We start from the raw sequence: 17,641 nt of genomic DNA, 5'->3' as shown, positions 1-17,641 counted from the left end.
CGCAACAATTGGTAAAACCTGACCGGACGGTTGATCAAACTGTTTGCGGTTCCCGTCTATAGGCGTAGGTATCGGCGAAGCGTGACAGCAGGAATTCAGCGCAGGTGGTGACCGGATATTTCGCCGGGTGCAGTTCATCCTGGCAACCAGGCAGGCATTCGATGGGTGTGTCGGGATGCGGCTCGGCGAAGAACGGCATCGAATAACGGTCCACGCCCAGCGGGCTGATGACCCGATGCGGTGTCGACAGGTAACGGTCGTTGCTCCAGCGCGCCATCATGTCGCCGAGATTCACCACGAACGTGCCTTCGATCGGCGGCGCGTCGATCCATTCACCTTTGACGTTGCGCACTTGCAGGCCACCGGCGGCGTCCTGGTAGAGCAGGGTGATGCAACCGTAATCGGTGTGGGCGCCGGCGCCTTGTTGTTCTTCGGAGCTGGCGGTGTGGCGCGGCGGGTAATGGATCATTCGCAGTACGCTGACTGGCTCGTTAAACCGTGTGTCGAAGAAGTCCCGCTCAATGCCGAGGGCCATCGTCATGGCTCGCAACAAAGTTTGCGCGAGGGCCTGCATGTCGAGGTAATGCTGCTCCATCAGTGCTTCCCAACCGGGCATCGACGGATGGCGATTGGGGCCACGCAGCGGTTTTTCTGCCAGCACTTCAGGATGATCGGCCGGCAGGTGCAGGCCCATGTCGAAGGTTTCTTTCAGATCGCTGGGTTTGCTCGGGTCCAGTTGCTCGGTGGCGATGGCGCCGTAGCCGCGATGGTGTCGGGTCTGGGTGATGTCGATCTTGAGCTTTTCGGCGGCGGGCAGGGCGAAGAAGCGTTGGGCGTGGTCGAGCACCGCTTCGATGCGGTTCGCGCTGATCGGATGACCCTTGATGTAGAAAAAGCCCCAGTCGCGGCAGGCGCGGTCGATGTGGTTGGCGACGGTTTGCCAGGCATCCTGGTCGTCGGTGTAGAGCGGGGCGATGTCGATGATCGGGAGCTGATTCATGCTGAGTTCTCGCTAATGATCGTTCCCACGCTCCGCGTGGGAATGCAGCCCGGGACGCTCCGCGTCCCACAAAGCGGGCGCGGAGCGTCCATTGAGGCATTCCTTTGCTGCGCGTGGGAACGATCTGCAGAAGGGAGTTACTTCGGAATGTCGGCCTTCATGCCTTCCACGTAATAATTCATCGACGCCAGTTCCGCATTACTCGCCGTCGCCCCCGCCCGGATTTTCTCGACACCGGCCTGGTCCTTGATCGGCCCGGTAAACGGATGCAGCGCACCGCTCTTGATGTCGGCAATGATCTGCTCGGCTTCGGCTTTCACCGGCGCTGGCACCAAATCGCTGATCGGCAGTTCAACCGTGCCTTCCTTCAAGCCGCCCCAGTAATCCTGGGATTTCCAGTTGTGGTCGAGCACGCTCTGCGTCGCTTGAATGTAGTGCGGGCCCCAGTCGTTGACGATGGAGGTCAGCACCGCTTTCGGCCCGAAGTGCGCCATGTCCGAAGCGTAGCCCACGGCGTACACGCCGCGCCGCTCGGCGGCCTGGATCGGTGCCGGGCTGTCGGTGTGCTGGAACACCACGTCCACGCCCTGGTCGATCAGCGCGTTGGCGGCATCGGCCTCTTTGCCCGGATCGAACCACGAGTTGACCCACACCACTTTGATCTCGGTGCCCGGGTTGTACTTGTTCAGGGCCAGTTGAATGGCGTTGATGTCGCGGATCACTTCCGGGATCGGGAACGAAGCGACGTAGCCGATCTTCTTGGTCTTGGTCATCTTCGCCGCAAGGAAGCCGCCGACGTAGCGCCCCTCGTAGGTGCGCGCCAGGTAGGTGCCAAGGTTCTTGTCCTGCTTGTAGCCGGTGGCGTGCTCGAAGGTCACCTTGGGGAATTGCTTGGCGACTTTCAGCGTCGGGTTCATGTAGCCGAAAGACGTGGTGAAAATCAGGTCGTAGTTGTCCTTGGCCATGTTGCGGATCACCCGCTCAGCGTCGGCGCCTTCGGCGACGTTCTCCACGTAGTTGGTGGTGATCTGCGAACCGAACTTCTCCGCCAGCGCCTTGCGCCCCTGTTCATGTTGATACGTCCAGCCGTGGTCACCGATCGGGCCGATATAGACGAAGCCGACTTTCAGCGGGTCGGCGGCACTGGCGCTCAGGCTGGCGCTCAGACCGATGGCCGCTGCAACGGCGCACAGCAACTTCTTCAACGGACGTTTATGCATGAACTCGAACTCCATTTTGTTTTGAGGTTGGCGAGGTCAATGCAAATTGCTGACCAACAGGACAACAAAAAAACCGAAACCGTGTGAAGGCCTTCGCGGGCAAGCCTCGCTCCTACAAAAGCGACGCGAACACCGCCCCTGTAGGAGCGAGGCTTGCCCGCGAAGAGGCCCTGACGGCTACCGCAGAACTATCCCGGTGCACGCTTGCCAATCCACGCCATCCACTGGTGCGCTAAGGTGTAACGAAACGTTAGCGCCGCCCCGCAGTCAGTAGCTCATCACCCTGTTTACGCTCCACTGTGCAAAAGGCTCGCAATGCTCACACTCCTCAAGCAAGAAAGTTTCCTGCTGCTGGCCGTCCTCGCCGCCGCCATCGCCTACCCGCTGGAGCACTTGATGTTGCACAGCGGCCAGGCCGTCGCACTGGCCGCCGGCCTGGTGCTGATCGCCTTCATCGTCGCCGCGTCCATGCGTGTCGCCCATCACGCCGAACTGCTCGCGGAGAAAGTCGGCGACCCCTACGGCACGATGATCCTGACCCTGGCGGCCGTGCTGGTGGAAGTGGTGATCCTGGCGATCATGATGAGCAACGAAGCCTCGCCGACCCTGGTGCGCGACACGATTTATTCGGCAGTGATGCTCGACATCAACGGCATCCTCGGCCTGGCCGCGTTGATGGGCGGAATCAAGCATGGCGAGCAGTCCTACAACGACGATTCGGCGCGCAGCTACAGCGTGATGATCCTCACCGCCATGGGCGTGTCGATGGTGGTGCCGGAGTTCATTCCCGAAGCCAATTGGAAGATTTATTCGGCGTTCACCATCGGTGCGATGGTCGTGCTCTACACCTTGTTCCTGCGCATGCAGGTCGGGCCGCACAGTTATTTCTTCAGCTACAGCTACCCGGAAAAACGCCGCAAGAAAGACCCCGAGGAAGAAGCCGAAGCGGTCAACGTGCCGCTGAGCATCGCGACCCTGGTGTTTGGCGTGGTGGTGATCGGCGCATTGGCCGAAGTGATGTCCAAGACCCTCGACCTGGGCCTGGAAGGCACAGGTGCGCCGCCGGTCATCACAGCGATCCTGGTGGCCGCAATCTCCGCCGCCCCAGAGATCCTGACCGCGTTGCGCGCAGCCCTGGCCAACCGCATGCAGTCAGTGGTCAACATCGCGATGGGGGCTTCGCTGTCAACCGTGATCCTGACCGTGCCGGTGATGGAAGCGATGGCGCTCTACACCGGCCAGCCGTTTCAAATGGCGATGACCCCGGTGCAGACGGTGATGATCTTCCTGACGTTGATTGTCAGTGCGATCAACCTCAATGACGGGGAGACCAATGCCATTGAGGGCATGACGCATTTTGTGTTGTTTGCGACGTTTATCATGTTGTCGTTGTTGGGCCTCTGATCGTTCCCACGCTCTGGTCTGCACCCCAAAAGTTGGACACAACCGATGGGGTGTTTCATGGGGAAGTACACGGTTCAAGCGAAGCTGTCAGCGGTACAGGATTACTGCACCGGCGAAGCGGGGCTTAGAGATGTAGCGCATCGTCACGACGTGGATTTTTCGTCGTTGCGCCAGTGGGTCGCGGCCTACAAGGTGCACGGCCCGGCCGCTCTGGAAGTAAAAAAAGTGCAGCACTACAGTGCTGAATTCAGGATGTCCGTCTTGAAGCGGATGCGTGAAGAGCAGCTTTCCTACCGTCAAGTGGCCGCGCTATTTGATATCCGGAAATTCAACATCGTCGGCGATTGGCAGCGCCGCTATGATGAGGGCGGTGAAAATGCCCTGCTCAGCCAACCCAGACGAACTGGATCTACAAAGAAAATGCCCAAACCGCCCGAACCTGCCCAGCCTCTGTTACCTGATGAGTCCCGTTCCCGGGATGAGTTGATCGCAGAACTGAATCAACTTCGGCTGGAAAATGATTATCTAAAAAAGCTCGATGCCTTGGTTCAGAAGAAACGAGCAGCGCAACAGAAAAAGCGCAAATCGTAATTGAACTGAGGCAGCGGCACTCTCTCGACGCCTTGTTGAAAATCACCGGATTGGCGCGCAGCACGTTCTACTATCAGCAGAAAGTGCTCCAGGCGGCTGATAAGTATGCGGAGCTGAAAGCCAAGATATGTGAGGTCTTCAACAAAGAAGAAGGTAAGTTTGGCTATCGCCGCGTAACGCTGGCAGTGCGCAAGGCCGGTTTCTTGATCAACTACAAGACCGTGCAACGCCTTATGGCTGAACTTGACCTCAAATGCCGAGTACGTGTGAAGAAGTACCGCGCCTACAAAGGTGAAGTGGGGCGAGCCGCCCCCAATCTTCTGAACCGCGATTTCCAAGCATCACAACCCAATCAGAAATGGGTAACCGACGTCACGGAGTTTAAGGTGGGAGGACAGAAGCTGTATCTATCGCCAATTCTGGACCTCTATAACGCCGAGATCATTTCCTACGATATCGCCAGACGGCCGTTGTTCAGCATGGTCGGGGCAATGCTTAGTAAAGCTTTTGCGCGACTAAAACCGGGCGAAAAACCCATCTTGCACTCAGACCAAGGCTGGCAGTACAGGATGCCTATTTATGACCAGCGCCTAAAAGAGCACTCGGTCACAGCGAGCATGTCGCGCAAAGGGAACTGTTACGACAACGCGGCCATGGAAAGCTTCTTTGGCACGCTCAAATCCGAATTCTTTTACCTGAACAAATTCAGTAATCTTGACGAGCTTCAGACCGGATTAGTGGACTACATCGACTATTACAATCACCGGCGCATCAAGCTGAGACTAAATGGAATGAGCCCTGTGGAATACAGGACCCAATCCGTTCAGGCCTAGAGCCACAATCGTCCAACTTTTGGGGTGCAGACCACTCTGCGTGGGGATGCAGTCCGGGACGCTCCGCGTCCCAACGCGGACGCAGAGCGTCCAATGAGGCATTCCTTTGCTGCGCGTGGGAACGATCGGGCGGTGTTGTGTCAGACGCCAGCAATCAACTGCCGAGCCGCCTGGCTGTGATCTGCAATCAACCCCTTCAGATCCAACCCCTCAACCTGCCCATCAATCACCCGCCACTTGCCGCCGATCATCACCCGATCCGCGCGATCCGCCCCGCACAACAGCAGCGCCGACACCGGATCATGGCTGCCGGAGAACCGCAGTTCATCCAGTTTGAACAACGCCAGATCCGCCTGCTTGCCCACCGCCAGCTCGCCGATATCGCTACGCCCGAGCAAACTCGCCGAGCCCTTGGTCGCCCAACCGAGGACCAGTTCCGGGGTGATCTTCTCGGCGCCATAGCGCAGGCGCTGGATATAAAGCGCCTGACGGGTTTCGAGCATCATGTTCGATGCATCGTTGGACGCCGAACCGTCCACGCCCAGACCCAGCAACGCACCCGCGGCGGTCAGGTCCAGCGTCGGGCAGATGCCGGAGGCCAGGCGCATGTTCGAGCTTGGGCAGTGGCAAATGCCGGTACCGGCGGCGCCGAGACGGGCGATTTCGTCCGGGTTGAAATGAATGCCGTGGGCCAGCCAAGTGCGGGGGCCGAGCCAGCCGACGCTGTCCAGGTAATCGACGGTGCGCAGGTCGAAGCGTTGCAGGCAGAAGTCTTCTTCGTCGAGGGTTTCGGCGAGATGAGTGTGCAGGCGCACGTCGAGTTTGTTCGCCAGTTCGGCGCTGGCGGACATGATTTCCGGGGTTACCGAGAACGGCGAGCACGGCGCCAGGGCGATCTGGATTTGCGCGCCGTCGCCACGTTCGTGGTACGCGGCGATCAGGCGCTGGCTGTCGTCGAGGATCACTTCACCTTGCTGCACGGTTTGCTGCGGCGGCAGGCCACCGTCCTTTTCGCCGAGGCTCATCGAGCCGCGGGTCAGCATGGCGCGCATGCCCAATTCGCGAACACTTTCGACTTGCACGTCGATCGCGTTTTCCAGGCCTTCGGGGAACAGGTAATGGTGATCGGCCGCCGTGGTGCAGCCGGAGAGCAGCAATTCCGCCAGCGCGACTTTGCTGGCGAGGGCGAGTTTTTCCGGGGTGAGGCGCGCCCAGACCGGGTACAGGGTTTTCAGCCACGGGAACAACGGCTGGTTAACCACCGGCGCCCAGGCGCGGGTCAGGGTTTGATAGAAATGGTGATGGGTGTTGATCAGGCCGGGCAGGATCACATGCTCGCGGGCATCGAACACGTGTCCACAGGGCGCGGACGGTTGCTGGCCGGCGGCGAGCAGTTCGACGATCACACCGTCTTGCACCACCAGGCCGCCACGGGCATCGAGGCCATTGGCAGTGAAGATCGCGAGGGGATTTTTTAACCAGGTACGGGTCGCAGGCATGTTGGCCGGCTCCTCTGAAAGTGGGTTCAGGTTAGCCAGCTCAGTGATTACCCTGTCTGCTGATCCAGGGTCGTCGCGGGGACGAGGTGCGGAGTTTCAAACAAAATGGCGTTGCGGGCAAGCCCGACCCGACGACACACCCCCTTGTAGGAGCGAGCGGGCAAGTCGAATCGTCGCACCGCTCGCTCCTACAAGGTATCTGGGGTTACCAGGGAATGGTTTCACCCTTGTAGTTCACGAAGTGATGCCCGCCCTTGCCGGTGTATGCGTTCACCTGATCGACCAAGCCACGGGTGCTGGTTTCCACATCCAGGTCCGCGCCTTCGCCGCCCATATCGGTTTTCACCCAACCCGGATGCAGCGACAGCACGGTAAGTTTCTGCTCGCCCAGCTGTGTCACAAAGCTATTGGTCATGGAGTTCAACGCTGCCTTGCTGGCCTTGTACAACGCCAGTTCCGGCGCGTCGGGCATGGTCACGCTGCCCAGCACCGAACTCATGAATGCCAACACGCCGCTGCCATCACGAATCTGCCCGACGAAACGCTGGGCCAGGTTGATCGGTGCCACGGCGTTGGTGAAAAACAGCTGCCCGACTTCGGCCAATGTCGCGCCGCCCGGCGTCTGCACGTCCGGCCCCTTGACCCCGGCGTTCACGAACAACAGATCAAACACTTCGCCCTTGAGTTGCTGGCTCAGCGCGATGACGGCCTGCTGATCATCCATGTCGAGTTTTTCAATCCGTACCTTGCCCAGCGCTTGCAGCGCCTCGGCGTTCTGCGGGTTGCGCACGGTGGCGGTGACTTGCCAGCCGTCGGCCAGCAGGGTTTTCACCAGGCCGAGGCCCAGGCCCCGGGAGGCGCCGATGATGAGTGCGGTTTTTGCCGTGGACATGAGTAGCTTCCTTGATAAGTGAGAATCATGGATTCAAAGGACAACGCTGACCGAGCCTTTGCTGCAACTCGTTGCGCAGGGCGCCGAGTTCGTCCATTCGGGTTTCGATCAGCTTGAGCTTGTCTTGCAGCAATTGCGTAACGGCACTGTCCGGGTCGGGCGACCGCCACAACGCGGCGACGCTATTGCCGATCTCGCCGAGGGTAAAGCCCAGTCGTTGAGCGGTCTTGATGTACAGCACCAGTTGCACCATGTCCGCCGGGTAGTCGCGATAGCCATTGGCACTGCGTTGCGCCGCGATCAACCCGCGCTGCTCGTAGAAGCGCAGCGTGTCGCGGCTGACGGCGCTGGCCTGGGCTAATTCACCGATGCGCATCGTGACGTCTCAGAGAGGGCTTGACCTTGGAGCATACTCCAGGCTTTAGCCTTGTTGCTCCCTGATTTTTTGGAGCAGCGCCGATGTGGACTTCAACGCAATATCGCCGAGTGGTAAGAGGCAGTGCCTGGTATGACTTGATCGTGACGGCGGCGTTTGCCACGCCGTGGAGTTTTGCTTTACTGCATGGCGCGCTGTCGGGGTTGAGTCAGGCGTTGGATTTACCGGGTGAGTTACCGGCATTTGAGCCGATGCACATGTTGATGGCGAATCTGCTGGGGTCGATTGTGTGCGTGTGGGCGGTGTTGCGGATTCGGGATCCGCAATTGATTTTTGGGCGGTATGACGCGGTTGGAAGATTTCTGTTTTCGGCTTGGCAGCTGTATGCCTTGCTCCATGGCGCGAGTTCGTTGTTGGTGATTTTCCTGTTCTTTGAATTGGCGTGGGGCGTGGCTCAGGTGTTGCCGGTTCGGGCGCCTTCGCGGGCAAGCCTCGCTCCTACGGGGGCTGCGTCGCTTTTGTAGGAGCGAGGCTTGCCCGCGAAGAGTCCGGACCTGCCAACCGCTAATGCCCTCCCTGCCACGGCTGCCCCAACGACACCGGCGCATATAACCGCGTGCGCACCGCATCCCGGGACAACAACACCAACACCACAATGGTCGCGACATACGGCAGCATCGCCAACAAACTGGAAGGAATCGCCAGCCCCAACCCCTGCGCCACCAAATGCAGGATGCTGGCGAGTCCGAACAGATACGCCCCGAGCAGCAACCGCCACACCCGCCAACTGGCAAACACCACCAGCGCCAAGGCAATCCAGCCGCGCCCGGCGCTCATGTTTTCCGCCCACATCGGCGTATAGGCCAGGGACAAATACGCCCCGGCCAACCCGGCCATCGCCCCGCCGAACAACACCGCCAAGGTACGCACACCGAGCACCGGCAAGCCCATCGCACTGGCGGCATCCGGGTTTTCCCCGACCGCTTGAATGATCAAACCCACACGACTTTTCACAATTACCCACGCCACCAGCGCAAACAGCGCGAACGACAAGTACACCAGCAGATCCTGAGCAAACAGCATCCGCCCGATCAGCGGAATCTCACTCAAATACGGAATCGCCACCGGCTCAAAACCCGCCAGCGGTTTGCCGACCCACGCGGCACCGACAAACGTCGACAGACCCACACCGAAAATCGTCAGCGCCAGACCGGTAGCCACCTGATTGGCGTTGAACACCAACGCCACCAAGGCAAACAGCGACGACAGCAGCATCCCGGCCAACATCGCCAGCAACACGCCGAGCCACAGATTGCCGCTGTTCAACGCGACGATAAAACCGATCACTGCGCCAAACAGCATCATGCCTTCCTGGCCCAGGTTGAGGACGCCGCTCTTCTCGCAGATCAGTTCGCCCAGCGCCACCAGCAGCAACGGCGTACCGCAACGGACCATGGCGTAGAAAATATTGCTCAGCAGATCGATATCCATCACAGCGCTCCTGCGGTTACGGCGGTGGCGGGTGCGCGGCGGGCCCAGCGCAGGTTCAAACGCGGTCGGTAGAGAATCAGCACATCACTGGCCAGCAGGAAAAACAGCATCATCCCCTGGAACAATTGGGTGATGGCTTGCGGCAGGTTCATGCTCATCTGCGCGCTCTCGCCGCCGATGTACAGCAGCGCCATCAACAGGCTGGAAAACAGAATGCCGATGGGATTGAGCCGACCGAGAAACGCCACGGTGATCGCCGCATAGCCGTAGCCCGGCGAGACTTGCGGCACCAATTGACCGATTGGCCCGGTGACTTCACAAACCCCAGCCAGCCCGGCCAAACCGCCGCTGATCAACAGCGCCAGCCAGATCAAGCGCTTCTCGCGAAAGCCGACAAACCCTGCCGCGCGCTTGTCCAGGCCGAGCACTCTGATCTGGAACCCGACAAAGCTTTTCTGCAGCAATACCCACACGGCAACCAACGCCAGCAAAGCGAAATACACCCCGGCGTGAACCCGACCGTCCTCCATCAACAACGGCAAACGGCTGGCATCACCGAACATCGCCGACTCCGGAAAGTTGAACCCGGCCGGATCTTTCAGCGGCCCGTGCACGCAGAACAGCAGCAGGTTGAGGGCGATGTAGTTGAGCATGATGCTGGTGAGGATTTCGTTGGCGTTGAAGCGTGTGCGTAACCACGCCGTCAGCCCGGCCCACGCGGCCCCGGCGAGGGTGCCGGCCAACAGGATAAACACCAGCGCCCAGCGGCTTTGCATGCCGATGATATTCACCGCGAGTGCGCTGCCGGCCAGGGCGCCGAGCAGCAACTGGCCTTCGGCGCCGATGTTCCAGATTCGTGCCTGATACGCCACCGCCAGGCCCAACGCGCAGAGCAGAATCGGCAGCGCTTTGACCAGCAATTCGGAGATGCCATACAAGTCGCTGATCGGTGCGATCAGCAAGGTGTGCAAGGTCAGCAACGGGTCGTGGCCCAAGGCGATAAACAACATAGAGCCGCAGCCCAGCGTCAGCACAGCCGCCAGCAACGGCGAGCACCACAACATCAGGCGTGATTGCTGGCCACGGGGTTCGAGAGAAAGCAGCATGTGAAACTCCGTTAAACCGTTGCGGATGCAGGTGAGTGAGGGGCGTTGAACTGACCGGCCATCCAGCCACCGACGTCGCTCAGCCGCGTATCGACAGTGGCCTGGAGCGGCGACAATCGACCGCTGCACAAAGCACCGAGCCGATCGCCAATCTGGAACAGTTCATCAAGGTCCTCGGAGATCACCAGGATCGCCGCGCCGGCATCGCGCAGGGCAATCAGCGCCCGGTGAATGGTTGCCGCCGCACCGACATCCACGCCCCAGGTCGGGTGCGCGGCTACCAGCAATTTCGGCTGCTGGAGGATTTCCCGGCCGAGGATGAATTTCTGCAAATTGCCGCCGGACAGGCTGCGAGCCGGAGTTTGGGGATCGGGCGCCTTCACCCCGAAGCGGCGGATGATCTCTTCGGCCAGCGCTTCAACTTTGCTGCGCTGGATCAAACCGTTGCTGACCAGCCCTTGTTGAAAAGCGGTGAGCAGGGCGTTGTCGGCCAGGCTCAGTTCAGGTACCGCGCCATGACCCAAACGTTCGGCGGGAACGAAGGCCAATCCGAGTCTGCGGCGGGCGTCGGGGCGTAAATGGGCGACGGCTTGCCCGGCAAAACTGATCGTCTGGCCGTCGTTGCGATGTAGGCATTCTTCACCGCTGAGCAACGCCAGCAATTCATCCTGACCGTTGCCCGCAACCCCGGCGACGCCAACGATTTCACCGCTGCGCACTTCAAGGTTGATGTCTTTGAGCGAGCAACCGAACGGGTCCGGGTTGTGCCAGGACAATCCACTCACCTTCAAAAATGCTTCCCCGCCGAGGACCTTCGGGTAGTCGGTGATCAGCTCCGCCGCGTCACCGACCATCAACCGCGCCAATTGCTGATCCGAACACTCGGCGGGCACGCAATGCCCGGCCACTCGACCGCCGCGCAATACCGTAGCGCTGTGGCACAACGCGCGCACTTCACCGAGCTTGTGGCTGATAAACAGAATGCTGCAACCCTCGGCCGCGAGGCGGCGCAAGGTGACGAACAATTCGTCGGCTTCTTGCGGCGTCAGCACCGAGGTCGGCTCATCGAGAATCAGCAGGCGAATGTCTTGCATCAGGCAGCGAATGATTTCTACGCGCTGGCGTTCGCCGATCGACAGGCTATGGACAAGTCGTTCCGGTTCCAGCGCCATGCCATAGCGCCGCGAGACTTCGCGAATTTTCGGTTCCAGTTGCCTTGGCGTCCCGGCCGCCGCGCCCATGGCCAGCGCAATGTTCTGCGCCACGCTGAGGGTTTCGAACAGCGAGAAGTGTTGAAACACCATGCCAATCCCAAGTCCCCGCGCCTGGGCTGGATTGCGCATGGTGATGCGCTGCCCTTGCCAGATCATTTCCCCGGAATCAGCGTGGGTGACGCCGTAGATGATCTTCATCAACGTACTTTTGCCTGCGCCGTTTTCGCCGAGCAGGGCATGGATTTCACCGGGTGCGATGCTCAGGTCGATGGCATCGTTGGCCAGGCAACCGGGGTAGCGTTTGCTGATGTTGCGCAGCTGCAAGCGAGGGGTTTGATCGGGGATCGGCATGACAGGCTCGGGTCGATTTGAGTTATGCCTGTGGATAAAGCAATTTTCTGGCCATTGAGTCAGGAATTTCGTAAAGCCATGACGATCAAGGGCTTTGTGCGTGTTCCAGAAAGTGTTTCGCTGTTGAATCAAGCACCAGATGAGGGCGAAGCCGTTGATCAGGCTCCGGTTTTGCCCGCGCTAACTTGATCAAAAAACGAGCAGTCGGCCGCGAGCTATGCCGGGCATGGGGCAGCGCCAGCCATGAACGGGTTATCCACAGATTGCTCCACAGTATTTGTGCGCAAGCTCGGCGCGTGGGCATAAGCACTGGGCGGCTATCTTCTAAAGGTGATAAACCGCGCTAACTGTTTGTTTTTTCGTGGATTTAGAGATTTTGATGGCACTTTGGACGAAAAGTGAACAAACCCCGCAAAGCCGCATGACAGAAGGGTTACAGCGGAATGTACTCAGGTTATCCACAGCCGGGTGCACAGCAGATGTGGGCAAGTGTGGGAGGCGTTGAAAATCAGTTATGCCCCAAAAGATCGCGTTTCCCTTCAGGCGCTGCCGAAGGTTGCGATCTTTTGATCCTGCCCTTATCGCTCCAACAAAATCCGCCCGCGACTCAAATCCGCGAGATGCGTTTGCAACAAATCAATCTGCTGCTCACCGACGGCCAGCTGCAATTCAACCCCGTTAGCCGTAAACACTTCCTCCACGACCAACCCACCCAACTCCGCCACCCGTAACTTCAACAGCGCCAACTCGGCAAACCCACAGGCACAACTCACCGGCACCCGGCTGATCAACTCAACCTTCGGCGCACCTTGCAGACATTTATTCGCGCCGCCGCCATAGGCTCGGGCCAAACCACCGGTGCCGAGTTGAATGCCGCCATACCAGCGAATCACCAGTACCGCGACTTGATCGCAATCCTGCGCTTCAATCGCCGCCAGAATTGGCCGGCCCGCCGTACCGCCAGGTTCGCCATCGTCGTTGCTGCGGTACTGGCCGCCGAACTTCCATGCCCAGCAATTGTGCGTGGCGTTCAAGTCGCTGTGCTGTTCGATGAACGCCTGGGCTTCGGCCGGGCTGCTGATCGGCCCGGCCAGGGTGATGAAGCGGCTTTTGCGAATCTCTTCGCGGTACTCGCAAAAACCGCTGAGGGTAAAAGACATAAGTTTCTTAAATGGCAGGTGTGAGGCCGCAGCCCTTGAGGATGATGCGGATCAGGTTGTCACCGGCGTCTTCCATGTCTTGCTTGGTCAGCTTGGTGCGGCCGCTGACCCGGCAGATCTGGGTGGCGAAGTCGGCGTAATGCTGAGTGCTGCCCCACAACAGGAAAATCAGGTTCACCGGGTCGACCGGGTCCATCTTGCCGGCGTCGATCCATGCCTGGAACACCGCAGCGCGGCCCTGGAACCAGGCGCGATAGTCCTGGTTGAAATACTCGGTCAGGCACTCGCCGCCACTGATCACTTCCATGGCAAAAATCCGCGAGGCTTGCGGCTGGCGGCGGGAAAATTCCATTTTGGCGCGGATGTAACGAGTCAACGCTTCCGCCGGATCGTCTTCGGCCGTCAACGTGTTGAAGGTGCTGTCCCACAATTCGATGATGTTGCTCAGCACCGCCACGTACAACCCAAGCTTGTTGGTAAAGTAGTAATGCAGGTTCGCCTTGGGCAACCCGGCATTCTGGGCGATGGTGTTCATGCTGGTGCCTTTGAACCCGTGGCGGGCGAATTCATCTTCGGCGGCTTTGAGGATCGTCTCTTCGTTCTTCTGACGAATGCGGCTGGCAGGTTTGCCGCCGTGGGCGGGGACTTCAAAGGTCATAGGCACTTCCGAAATAGTCTGTGGGTGCAACCCATGCGTTGATAGCGCACCCACAGGTTTCAGACAAGTGCCGATACGATAAAACCTTGCCCTTGTAGGAGCGAAGCTTGCTCGCGATAGCGTCCTCACATTGAACATTGATGTGACTGACACGTCGCCATCGCGAGCAAGCTTTGCTCCTACGGGGCGGTTCAGGCTTTAGCGGGTGGCCGCCAGGCTTTCGAGAAAGCTTTCCAGCACCAAATGCGGGCGCCGACCCTTGCGCGTGACCGATGCGAGGCTCAAGTCATAAAAACGCGCGTTGGGTTTGAGCGCGCGCAACCGGCCTTGCTGTACCCAGAGGCTGGCGTAGTGATCGGGCAGGTAACCGATGTAGCGCCCGGTCAGAATCAGAAACGCCATGCCTTCGCGGTCGGATGCACTGGCGGTGCAATTGAGTGCCTGGTAATGGGCCTGGATCTCGGCGGGCAGGCGGAAAGTTGGAGCGATGGCGTCTTGGCCGTTCAGACGTTCATCGTCCAGCTGTTTGTCATCGACATAAAACAACGGGTGGCCGACCGCGCAGTACAGCAGCGAGCGTTCGCTGTAGAGCGGTTGATATTCCAGCCCCGACAACGCACTGGCCTGCGGTACCACGCCAACGTGCAGGCGCCCGTCGAGCACGCCTTGTTCGACTTCGTTGGGGGCGATCATGCGAATCTGGATTTGCACATCCGGCCCGCGTTCCTTCAATTGCGCCAAGGCGTGGGTGATGCGCATGTGGGGCAGGGTGACCAGGTTGTCGGTCAGGCCGATGGTCAATTCGCCGCGCAAGTGTTGATGCAGGCCGTTGACCTCGGTGCGGAAACTTTCCAGCGCACTTAATAGCTGCAACGCCGATTGGTAGACCTCGCGGCCTTCTTCGGTCAGGGAAAAACCGGCGCGACCGCGTTGGCACAGGCGCAGGCCGAGGCGTTGTTCGAGGTCGCTCATTTGCTGGCTGATGGCCGAGCGGCCGATGCCCAGCACCGATTCCGCCGCGGAGAAGCCGCCACACTCCACGACGCTGCGGAAGATCCGCAACAGGCGGATATCAAAGTCGCTGACTTGGGCCAGCGGATCGGGGCGTCGAGTGCTCATAAGTTTAGTGAAGGCCTGACTGAACGTTAGAAGAGTTGGATTTCACCGACTTTATCCCCGTGGCAATTTAGCTGCAAGAACGCTTTTGATCTCTACGCCGCTTATTGCCCTGCGAGGTTTTAATCATGAACTTGCCCGAAAACGCCCCGTCTTCCCTGGCCAGCCAGCTCAAGCTGGATGCGCACTGGATGCCCTACACCGCCAACCGCAATTTCCAGCGCGATCCGCGACTGATCGTCGCCGCCGAAGGCAGTTGGCTGACAGACGACAAGGGCCGCAAGGTCTACGATTCGCTCTCTGGTTTGTGGACCTGCGGCGCTGGGCATACGCGCAAGGAAATCCAGGAGGCAGTGGCCAAGCAGTTGGGCACGCTCGATTACTCGCCAGGCTTCCAGTACGGCCATCCGTTGTCGTTTCAACTGGCCGAGAAAATCACTGACCTGACCCCGGGCAATCTGAACCACGTGTTCTTCACCGACTCGGGTTCCGAATGCGCGGATACCGCAGTGAAAATGGTCCGCGCCTACTGGCGTCTGAAAGGCCAGGCGACCAAGACCAAAATGATTGGTCGTGCCCGTGGTTACCATGGCGTGAACATTGCCGGCACCAGCCTTGGCGGCGTGAACGGCAACCGCAAAATGTTCGGTCAGGCGATGATGGATGTCGATCATCTGCCGCACACCCTGCTGGCAAGCAATGCTTACTCCCGTGGCATGCCGAAAGAGGGCGGTATCGCCCTGGCGGATGAGTTGCTCAAGCTGATCGAATTGCACGACGCTTCGAACATAGCCGCGGTGTTTGTCGAGCCAATGGCCGGCTCCGCTGGCGTACTGGTGCCGCCTGAGGGCTACCTCAAGCGTCTGCGCGATATCTGCGATCAGCACAACATCCTGCTGGTGTTCGACGAAGTGATCACTGGTTTCGGCCGTACCGGTTCGATGTTCGGCGCCGACAGCTTCGGCGTGACTCCGGACCTGATGTGCATCGCCAAACAAGTCACCAACGGCGCGATCCCGATGGGCGCGGTGATTGCCAGCTCCGAGATCTATCACACCTTCATGAACCAGGCGACGCCGGAGTACGCGGTGGAATTCCCCCACGGCTACACCTACTCGGCCCACCCGGTGGCGTGCGCCGCTGGCCTGGCGGCACTCGACCTGCTGCAAAAGGAAAACCTGGTGCAGAGCGTGGCCGAAGTCGCGCCGCATTTCGAAAATGCGCTGCACGGTTTGAAAGGCTCGAAGAACGTTATCGACATTCGTAACTACGGCTTGGCTGGTGCGATCCAGATTGCCCCGCGTGACGGCGACGCGATCGTGCGTCCGTTCGAAGCCGGCATGGCGTTGTGGAAAGCCGGGTTCTACGTGCGCTTCGGCGGCGACACCCTGCAGTTCGGCCCAACCTTCAACAGCAAGCCGCAAGACCTTGATCGCCTGTTCGACGCGGTTGGCGAAGTGCTGAACAAGATCGACTGATTTCTCTTCTATATAGAGGCGCTCTTAAAGGGCGCCCGTGAACAATTTTTCTGGAGCCCCGCATGAGCCTTATCCCGCATTTGATCAATGGCGAACTGGTAACCGAAGACGGTCGTACGGCTGACGTGTTCAATCCGTCGACCGGCCAGGCGATCCACAAGCTGCCATTGGCCAGCCGCGAAACCATTCAAAAAGCCATCGACTCGGCCAAAGCTGCGTTCCCGGCCTGGCGCAACACGCCGCCGGCCAAACGTGCGCAGGTGATGTTCCGTTTCAAGCAATTGCTGGAGCAGAACGAAGCGCGTATCGCGCAGTTGATCAGCGAAGAACACGGCAAGACTTTGGAAGATGCTGCCGGTGAGCTGAAGCGTGGGATCGAGAACGTCGAGTTCGCCTGCGCGGCGCCGGAAATCCTCAAGGGCGAATACAGCCGTAACGTCGGCCCGAACATCGATGCATGGTCGGACTTCCAGCCGTTGGGCGTGGTGGCCGGTATCACCCCGTTCAACTTCCCGGCCATGGTGCCGCTGTGGATGTATCCGCTGGCGATCGTCTGCGGCAACTGCTTCATCCTCAAGCCGTCCGAGCGTGATCCGAGTTCGACACTGCTGATTGCTCAGTTGTTGATCGAAGCCGGTCTGCCTAAAGGTGTTCTGAGCGTGGTGCACGGCGACAAGGCTGCGGTAGATGCGCTGATCGAAGCACCGGAAGTCAAGGCGCTGAGCTTTGTCGGCTCGACGCCGATTGCCGAATACATCTATGCCGAAGGCACCAAGCGCGGTAAACGCGTCCAGGCACTGGGCGGCGCGAAGAACCACGCGGTGCTGATGCCGGATGCGGATCTGGATAACGCCGTCAGCGCACTGATGGGCGCGGCGTATGGTTCCTGCGGTGAGCGTTGCATGGCGATCTCGGTGGCCGTGTGCGTCGGCGACCAGGTGGCGGATGCGTTGGTGGCCAAATTGGTGCCGCAAATCAAGGCGTTGAAAATCGGTGCCGGTACGTCGTGTGGTCTGGACATGGGGCCGCTGGTTTCCGGTCAGGCTCGCGATAAAGTCAGTGGCTATATAGAAGACGGCGTTTCTTCTGGCGCAACCTTAGTGGTTGATGGCCGTGGTCTGAGCGTGGCGGGGCATGAGGAAGGTTTCTTCCTGGGTGGCTGCCTGTTCGATAACGTCACGCCAGAGATGCGCATCTATAAAGAAGAGATCTTTGGGCCTGTGCTGTGCGTCGTCCGGGTGAACAGCCTGGA

The 17,641-nt window shown here is 59.6% G+C and carries 17 protein-coding genes (1 of these 17 running past the window's edge); 6 read left to right on the top strand and 11 right to left on the bottom strand.

Annotated features, from left to right (window positions below; translation table 11 throughout):
* Positions 1-34 precede the first annotated feature (34 nt).
* Both HKK53_RS16860 and HKK53_RS16855 read right to left on the bottom strand, forming a co-directional pair.
* On the bottom strand, positions 35-1,000 hold the full coding sequence (locus HKK53_RS16860; protein WP_169371759.1) for a 2-oxoglutarate and iron-dependent oxygenase domain-containing protein: 966 nt from the start codon (positions 998-1,000) through the stop codon (positions 35-37).
* A 137-nt stretch (positions 1,001-1,137) separates the two neighbouring features.
* Positions 1,138-2,220 carry a BMP family ABC transporter substrate-binding protein gene (locus HKK53_RS16855; protein WP_169371758.1) on the bottom strand — a complete coding sequence of 361 codons (1,083 nt, stop codon included), beginning with the start codon at positions 2,218-2,220 and terminating at the stop codon, positions 1,138-1,140.
* Positions 2,221-2,535: 315 nt separating this feature from the next.
* Here HKK53_RS16855 and HKK53_RS16850 point away from each other — a divergent pair, with 315 nt between their 5' ends.
* Both HKK53_RS16850 and HKK53_RS16845 read left to right on the top strand, forming a co-directional pair.
* On the top strand, positions 2,536-3,624 hold the full coding sequence (locus HKK53_RS16850; protein ID WP_169371757.1) for a calcium:proton antiporter: 1,089 nt from the start codon (positions 2,536-2,538) through the stop codon (positions 3,622-3,624).
* A 57-nt stretch (positions 3,625-3,681) separates the two neighbouring features.
* Positions 3,682-5,048, top strand: a protein-coding gene (locus HKK53_RS16845; RefSeq protein ID WP_169369089.1) for an IS3 family transposase whose coding sequence is annotated in 2 segments (ribosomal slippage) — positions 3,682-4,150 and positions 4,150-5,048 — 1,368 coding nt in all. Because the reading frame shifts where the segments join, the coding sequence is not laid out codon by codon here.
* 140 nt (positions 5,049-5,188) lie between these two features.
* Here HKK53_RS16845 and HKK53_RS16840 read toward each other — a convergent pair.
* The 3 genes from HKK53_RS16840 to HKK53_RS16830 form a co-directional block, all read right to left on the bottom strand.
* Positions 5,189-6,547: an 8-oxoguanine deaminase gene (locus HKK53_RS16840; protein ID WP_169371755.1), complete on the bottom strand. Its 1,359-nt coding sequence runs from the start codon at positions 6,545-6,547 to the stop codon at positions 5,189-5,191.
* Positions 6,548-6,752: 205 nt separating this feature from the next.
* Positions 6,753-7,439 carry an SDR family oxidoreductase gene (locus tag HKK53_RS16835; protein WP_169371754.1) on the bottom strand — a complete coding sequence of 229 codons (687 nt, stop codon included), beginning with the start codon at positions 7,437-7,439 and terminating at the stop codon, positions 6,753-6,755.
* Between the two features lie 25 nt (positions 7,440-7,464).
* Entirely contained in the window at positions 7,465-7,815 is a 351-nt protein-coding gene (locus HKK53_RS16830; RefSeq protein WP_169371753.1) for a MerR family transcriptional regulator, read from the bottom strand.
* Between the two features lie 83 nt (positions 7,816-7,898).
* Between HKK53_RS16830 and HKK53_RS16825 the strand changes: the two genes are divergently transcribed.
* Entirely contained in the window at positions 7,899-8,339 is a 441-nt protein-coding gene (locus HKK53_RS16825) for a hypothetical protein (RefSeq protein ID WP_169371752.1), read from the top strand.
* Positions 8,340-8,379: 40 nt separating this feature from the next.
* Here HKK53_RS16825 and HKK53_RS16820 read toward each other — a convergent pair whose 3' ends face one another.
* From HKK53_RS16820 to HKK53_RS16810, 3 genes are read right to left on the bottom strand one after another with little or no spacing between them, the layout of a single operon-like run.
* A complete protein-coding gene (locus tag HKK53_RS16820; protein WP_169371751.1) occupies positions 8,380-9,306 on the bottom strand; it encodes an ABC transporter permease in 927 nt (308 codons plus the stop codon).
* Positions 9,306-10,412 carry an ABC transporter permease gene (locus HKK53_RS16815; RefSeq protein WP_169371750.1) on the bottom strand — a complete coding sequence of 369 codons (1,107 nt, stop codon included), beginning with the start codon at positions 10,410-10,412 and terminating at the stop codon, positions 9,306-9,308. The genes HKK53_RS16820 and HKK53_RS16815 overlap by 1 nt, the downstream gene beginning before the upstream one ends.
* 11 nt (positions 10,413-10,423) lie before the next feature.
* On the bottom strand, positions 10,424-11,977 hold the full coding sequence (locus tag HKK53_RS16810) for an ABC transporter ATP-binding protein (protein WP_169371749.1): 1,554 nt from the start codon (positions 11,975-11,977) through the stop codon (positions 10,424-10,426).
* Positions 11,978-12,007: 30 nt separating this feature from the next.
* Between HKK53_RS16810 and HKK53_RS16805 the strand changes: the two genes are divergently transcribed.
* A complete protein-coding gene (locus HKK53_RS16805; protein WP_169371748.1) occupies positions 12,008-12,166 on the top strand; it encodes a hypothetical protein in 159 nt (52 codons plus the stop codon).
* A 389-nt stretch (positions 12,167-12,555) separates the two neighbouring features.
* Here the strand turns inward: HKK53_RS16805 and HKK53_RS16800 are convergent, their stop codons facing one another.
* From HKK53_RS16800 to HKK53_RS16790, 3 genes are all read right to left on the bottom strand, one after another.
* Positions 12,556-13,137 (bottom strand): IMPACT family protein, encoded by a 582-nt coding sequence (locus HKK53_RS16800; RefSeq protein ID WP_169371747.1) that lies wholly within the window; start codon positions 13,135-13,137, stop codon positions 12,556-12,558.
* Positions 13,138-13,144: 7 nt separating this feature from the next.
* Complete coding sequence (locus HKK53_RS16795; protein WP_169371746.1) at positions 13,145-13,795, bottom strand: TetR/AcrR family transcriptional regulator; 651 nt, start codon at positions 13,793-13,795, stop codon at positions 13,145-13,147.
* 198 nt (positions 13,796-13,993) lie between these two features.
* On the bottom strand, positions 13,994-14,914 hold the full coding sequence (locus HKK53_RS16790; RefSeq protein ID WP_169371745.1) for a LysR family transcriptional regulator: 921 nt from the start codon (positions 14,912-14,914) through the stop codon (positions 13,994-13,996).
* A gap of 125 nt (positions 14,915-15,039) precedes the next feature.
* Between HKK53_RS16790 and HKK53_RS16785 the strand changes: the two genes are divergently transcribed.
* Together HKK53_RS16785 and HKK53_RS16780 are read left to right on the top strand one after the other, a co-directional pair.
* Complete coding sequence (locus HKK53_RS16785) at positions 15,040-16,389, top strand: aspartate aminotransferase family protein (protein ID WP_123402283.1); 1,350 nt, start codon at positions 15,040-15,042, stop codon at positions 16,387-16,389.
* A gap of 62 nt (positions 16,390-16,451) precedes the next feature.
* Positions 16,452-17,641 carry the 5' portion of a CoA-acylating methylmalonate-semialdehyde dehydrogenase gene (locus tag HKK53_RS16780; RefSeq protein ID WP_046044700.1) on the top strand. 304 nt of this gene lie beyond the right edge of the window, so only the first 1,190 of its 1,494 coding nucleotides appear in the window; its start codon is at positions 16,452-16,454; its stop codon lies off the right edge, out of view.

It is taken from the genome of Pseudomonas sp. ADAK7 (genome assembly GCF_012935675.1).
Taxonomy (GTDB): domain Bacteria; phylum Pseudomonadota; class Gammaproteobacteria; order Pseudomonadales; family Pseudomonadaceae; genus Aquipseudomonas.
This window is presented reverse-complemented; position numbering and strand designations above follow the sequence as displayed.

Excerpts from the sequence above, each read along its gene's own strand:
- HKK53_RS16830 (WP_169371753.1), bottom strand. The coding sequence starts at position 7,815 with ATGCGCATCGGTGAATTAGCCCAGGCCAGCGCCGTCAGCCGCGACACG.
- HKK53_RS16850 (WP_169371757.1), top strand. The coding sequence starts at position 2,536 with ATGCTCACACTCCTCAAGCAAGAAAGTTTCCTGCTGCTGGCCGTCCTC.
- HKK53_RS16785 (WP_123402283.1), top strand. The coding sequence starts at position 15,040 with ATGAACTTGCCCGAAAACGCCCCGTCTTCCCTGGCCAGCCAGCTCAAG.
- HKK53_RS16815 (WP_169371750.1), bottom strand. The coding sequence starts at position 10,412 with ATGCTGCTTTCTCTCGAACCCCGTGGCCAGCAATCACGCCTGATGTTG.
- HKK53_RS16790 (WP_169371745.1), bottom strand. The coding sequence starts at position 14,914 with ATGAGCACTCGACGCCCCGATCCGCTGGCCCAAGTCAGCGACTTTGAT.
- HKK53_RS16810 (WP_169371749.1), bottom strand. The coding sequence starts at position 11,977 with ATGCCGATCCCCGATCAAACCCCTCGCTTGCAGCTGCGCAACATCAGC.
- HKK53_RS16860 (WP_169371759.1), bottom strand. The coding sequence starts at position 1,000 with ATGAATCAGCTCCCGATCATCGACATCGCCCCGCTCTACACCGACGAC.
- HKK53_RS16800 (WP_169371747.1), bottom strand. The coding sequence starts at position 13,137 with ATGTCTTTTACCCTCAGCGGTTTTTGCGAGTACCGCGAAGAGATTCGC.
- HKK53_RS16825 (WP_169371752.1), top strand. The coding sequence starts at position 7,899 with ATGTGGACTTCAACGCAATATCGCCGAGTGGTAAGAGGCAGTGCCTGG.
- HKK53_RS16835 (WP_169371754.1), bottom strand. The coding sequence starts at position 7,439 with ATGTCCACGGCAAAAACCGCACTCATCATCGGCGCCTCCCGGGGCCTG.
- HKK53_RS16820 (WP_169371751.1), bottom strand. The coding sequence starts at position 9,306 with ATGGATATCGATCTGCTGAGCAATATTTTCTACGCCATGGTCCGTTGC.
- HKK53_RS16855 (WP_169371758.1), bottom strand. The coding sequence starts at position 2,220 with ATGCATAAACGTCCGTTGAAGAAGTTGCTGTGCGCCGTTGCAGCGGCC.
- HKK53_RS16840 (WP_169371755.1), bottom strand. The coding sequence starts at position 6,547 with ATGCCTGCGACCCGTACCTGGTTAAAAAATCCCCTCGCGATCTTCACT.
- HKK53_RS16795 (WP_169371746.1), bottom strand. The coding sequence starts at position 13,795 with ATGACCTTTGAAGTCCCCGCCCACGGCGGCAAACCTGCCAGCCGCATT.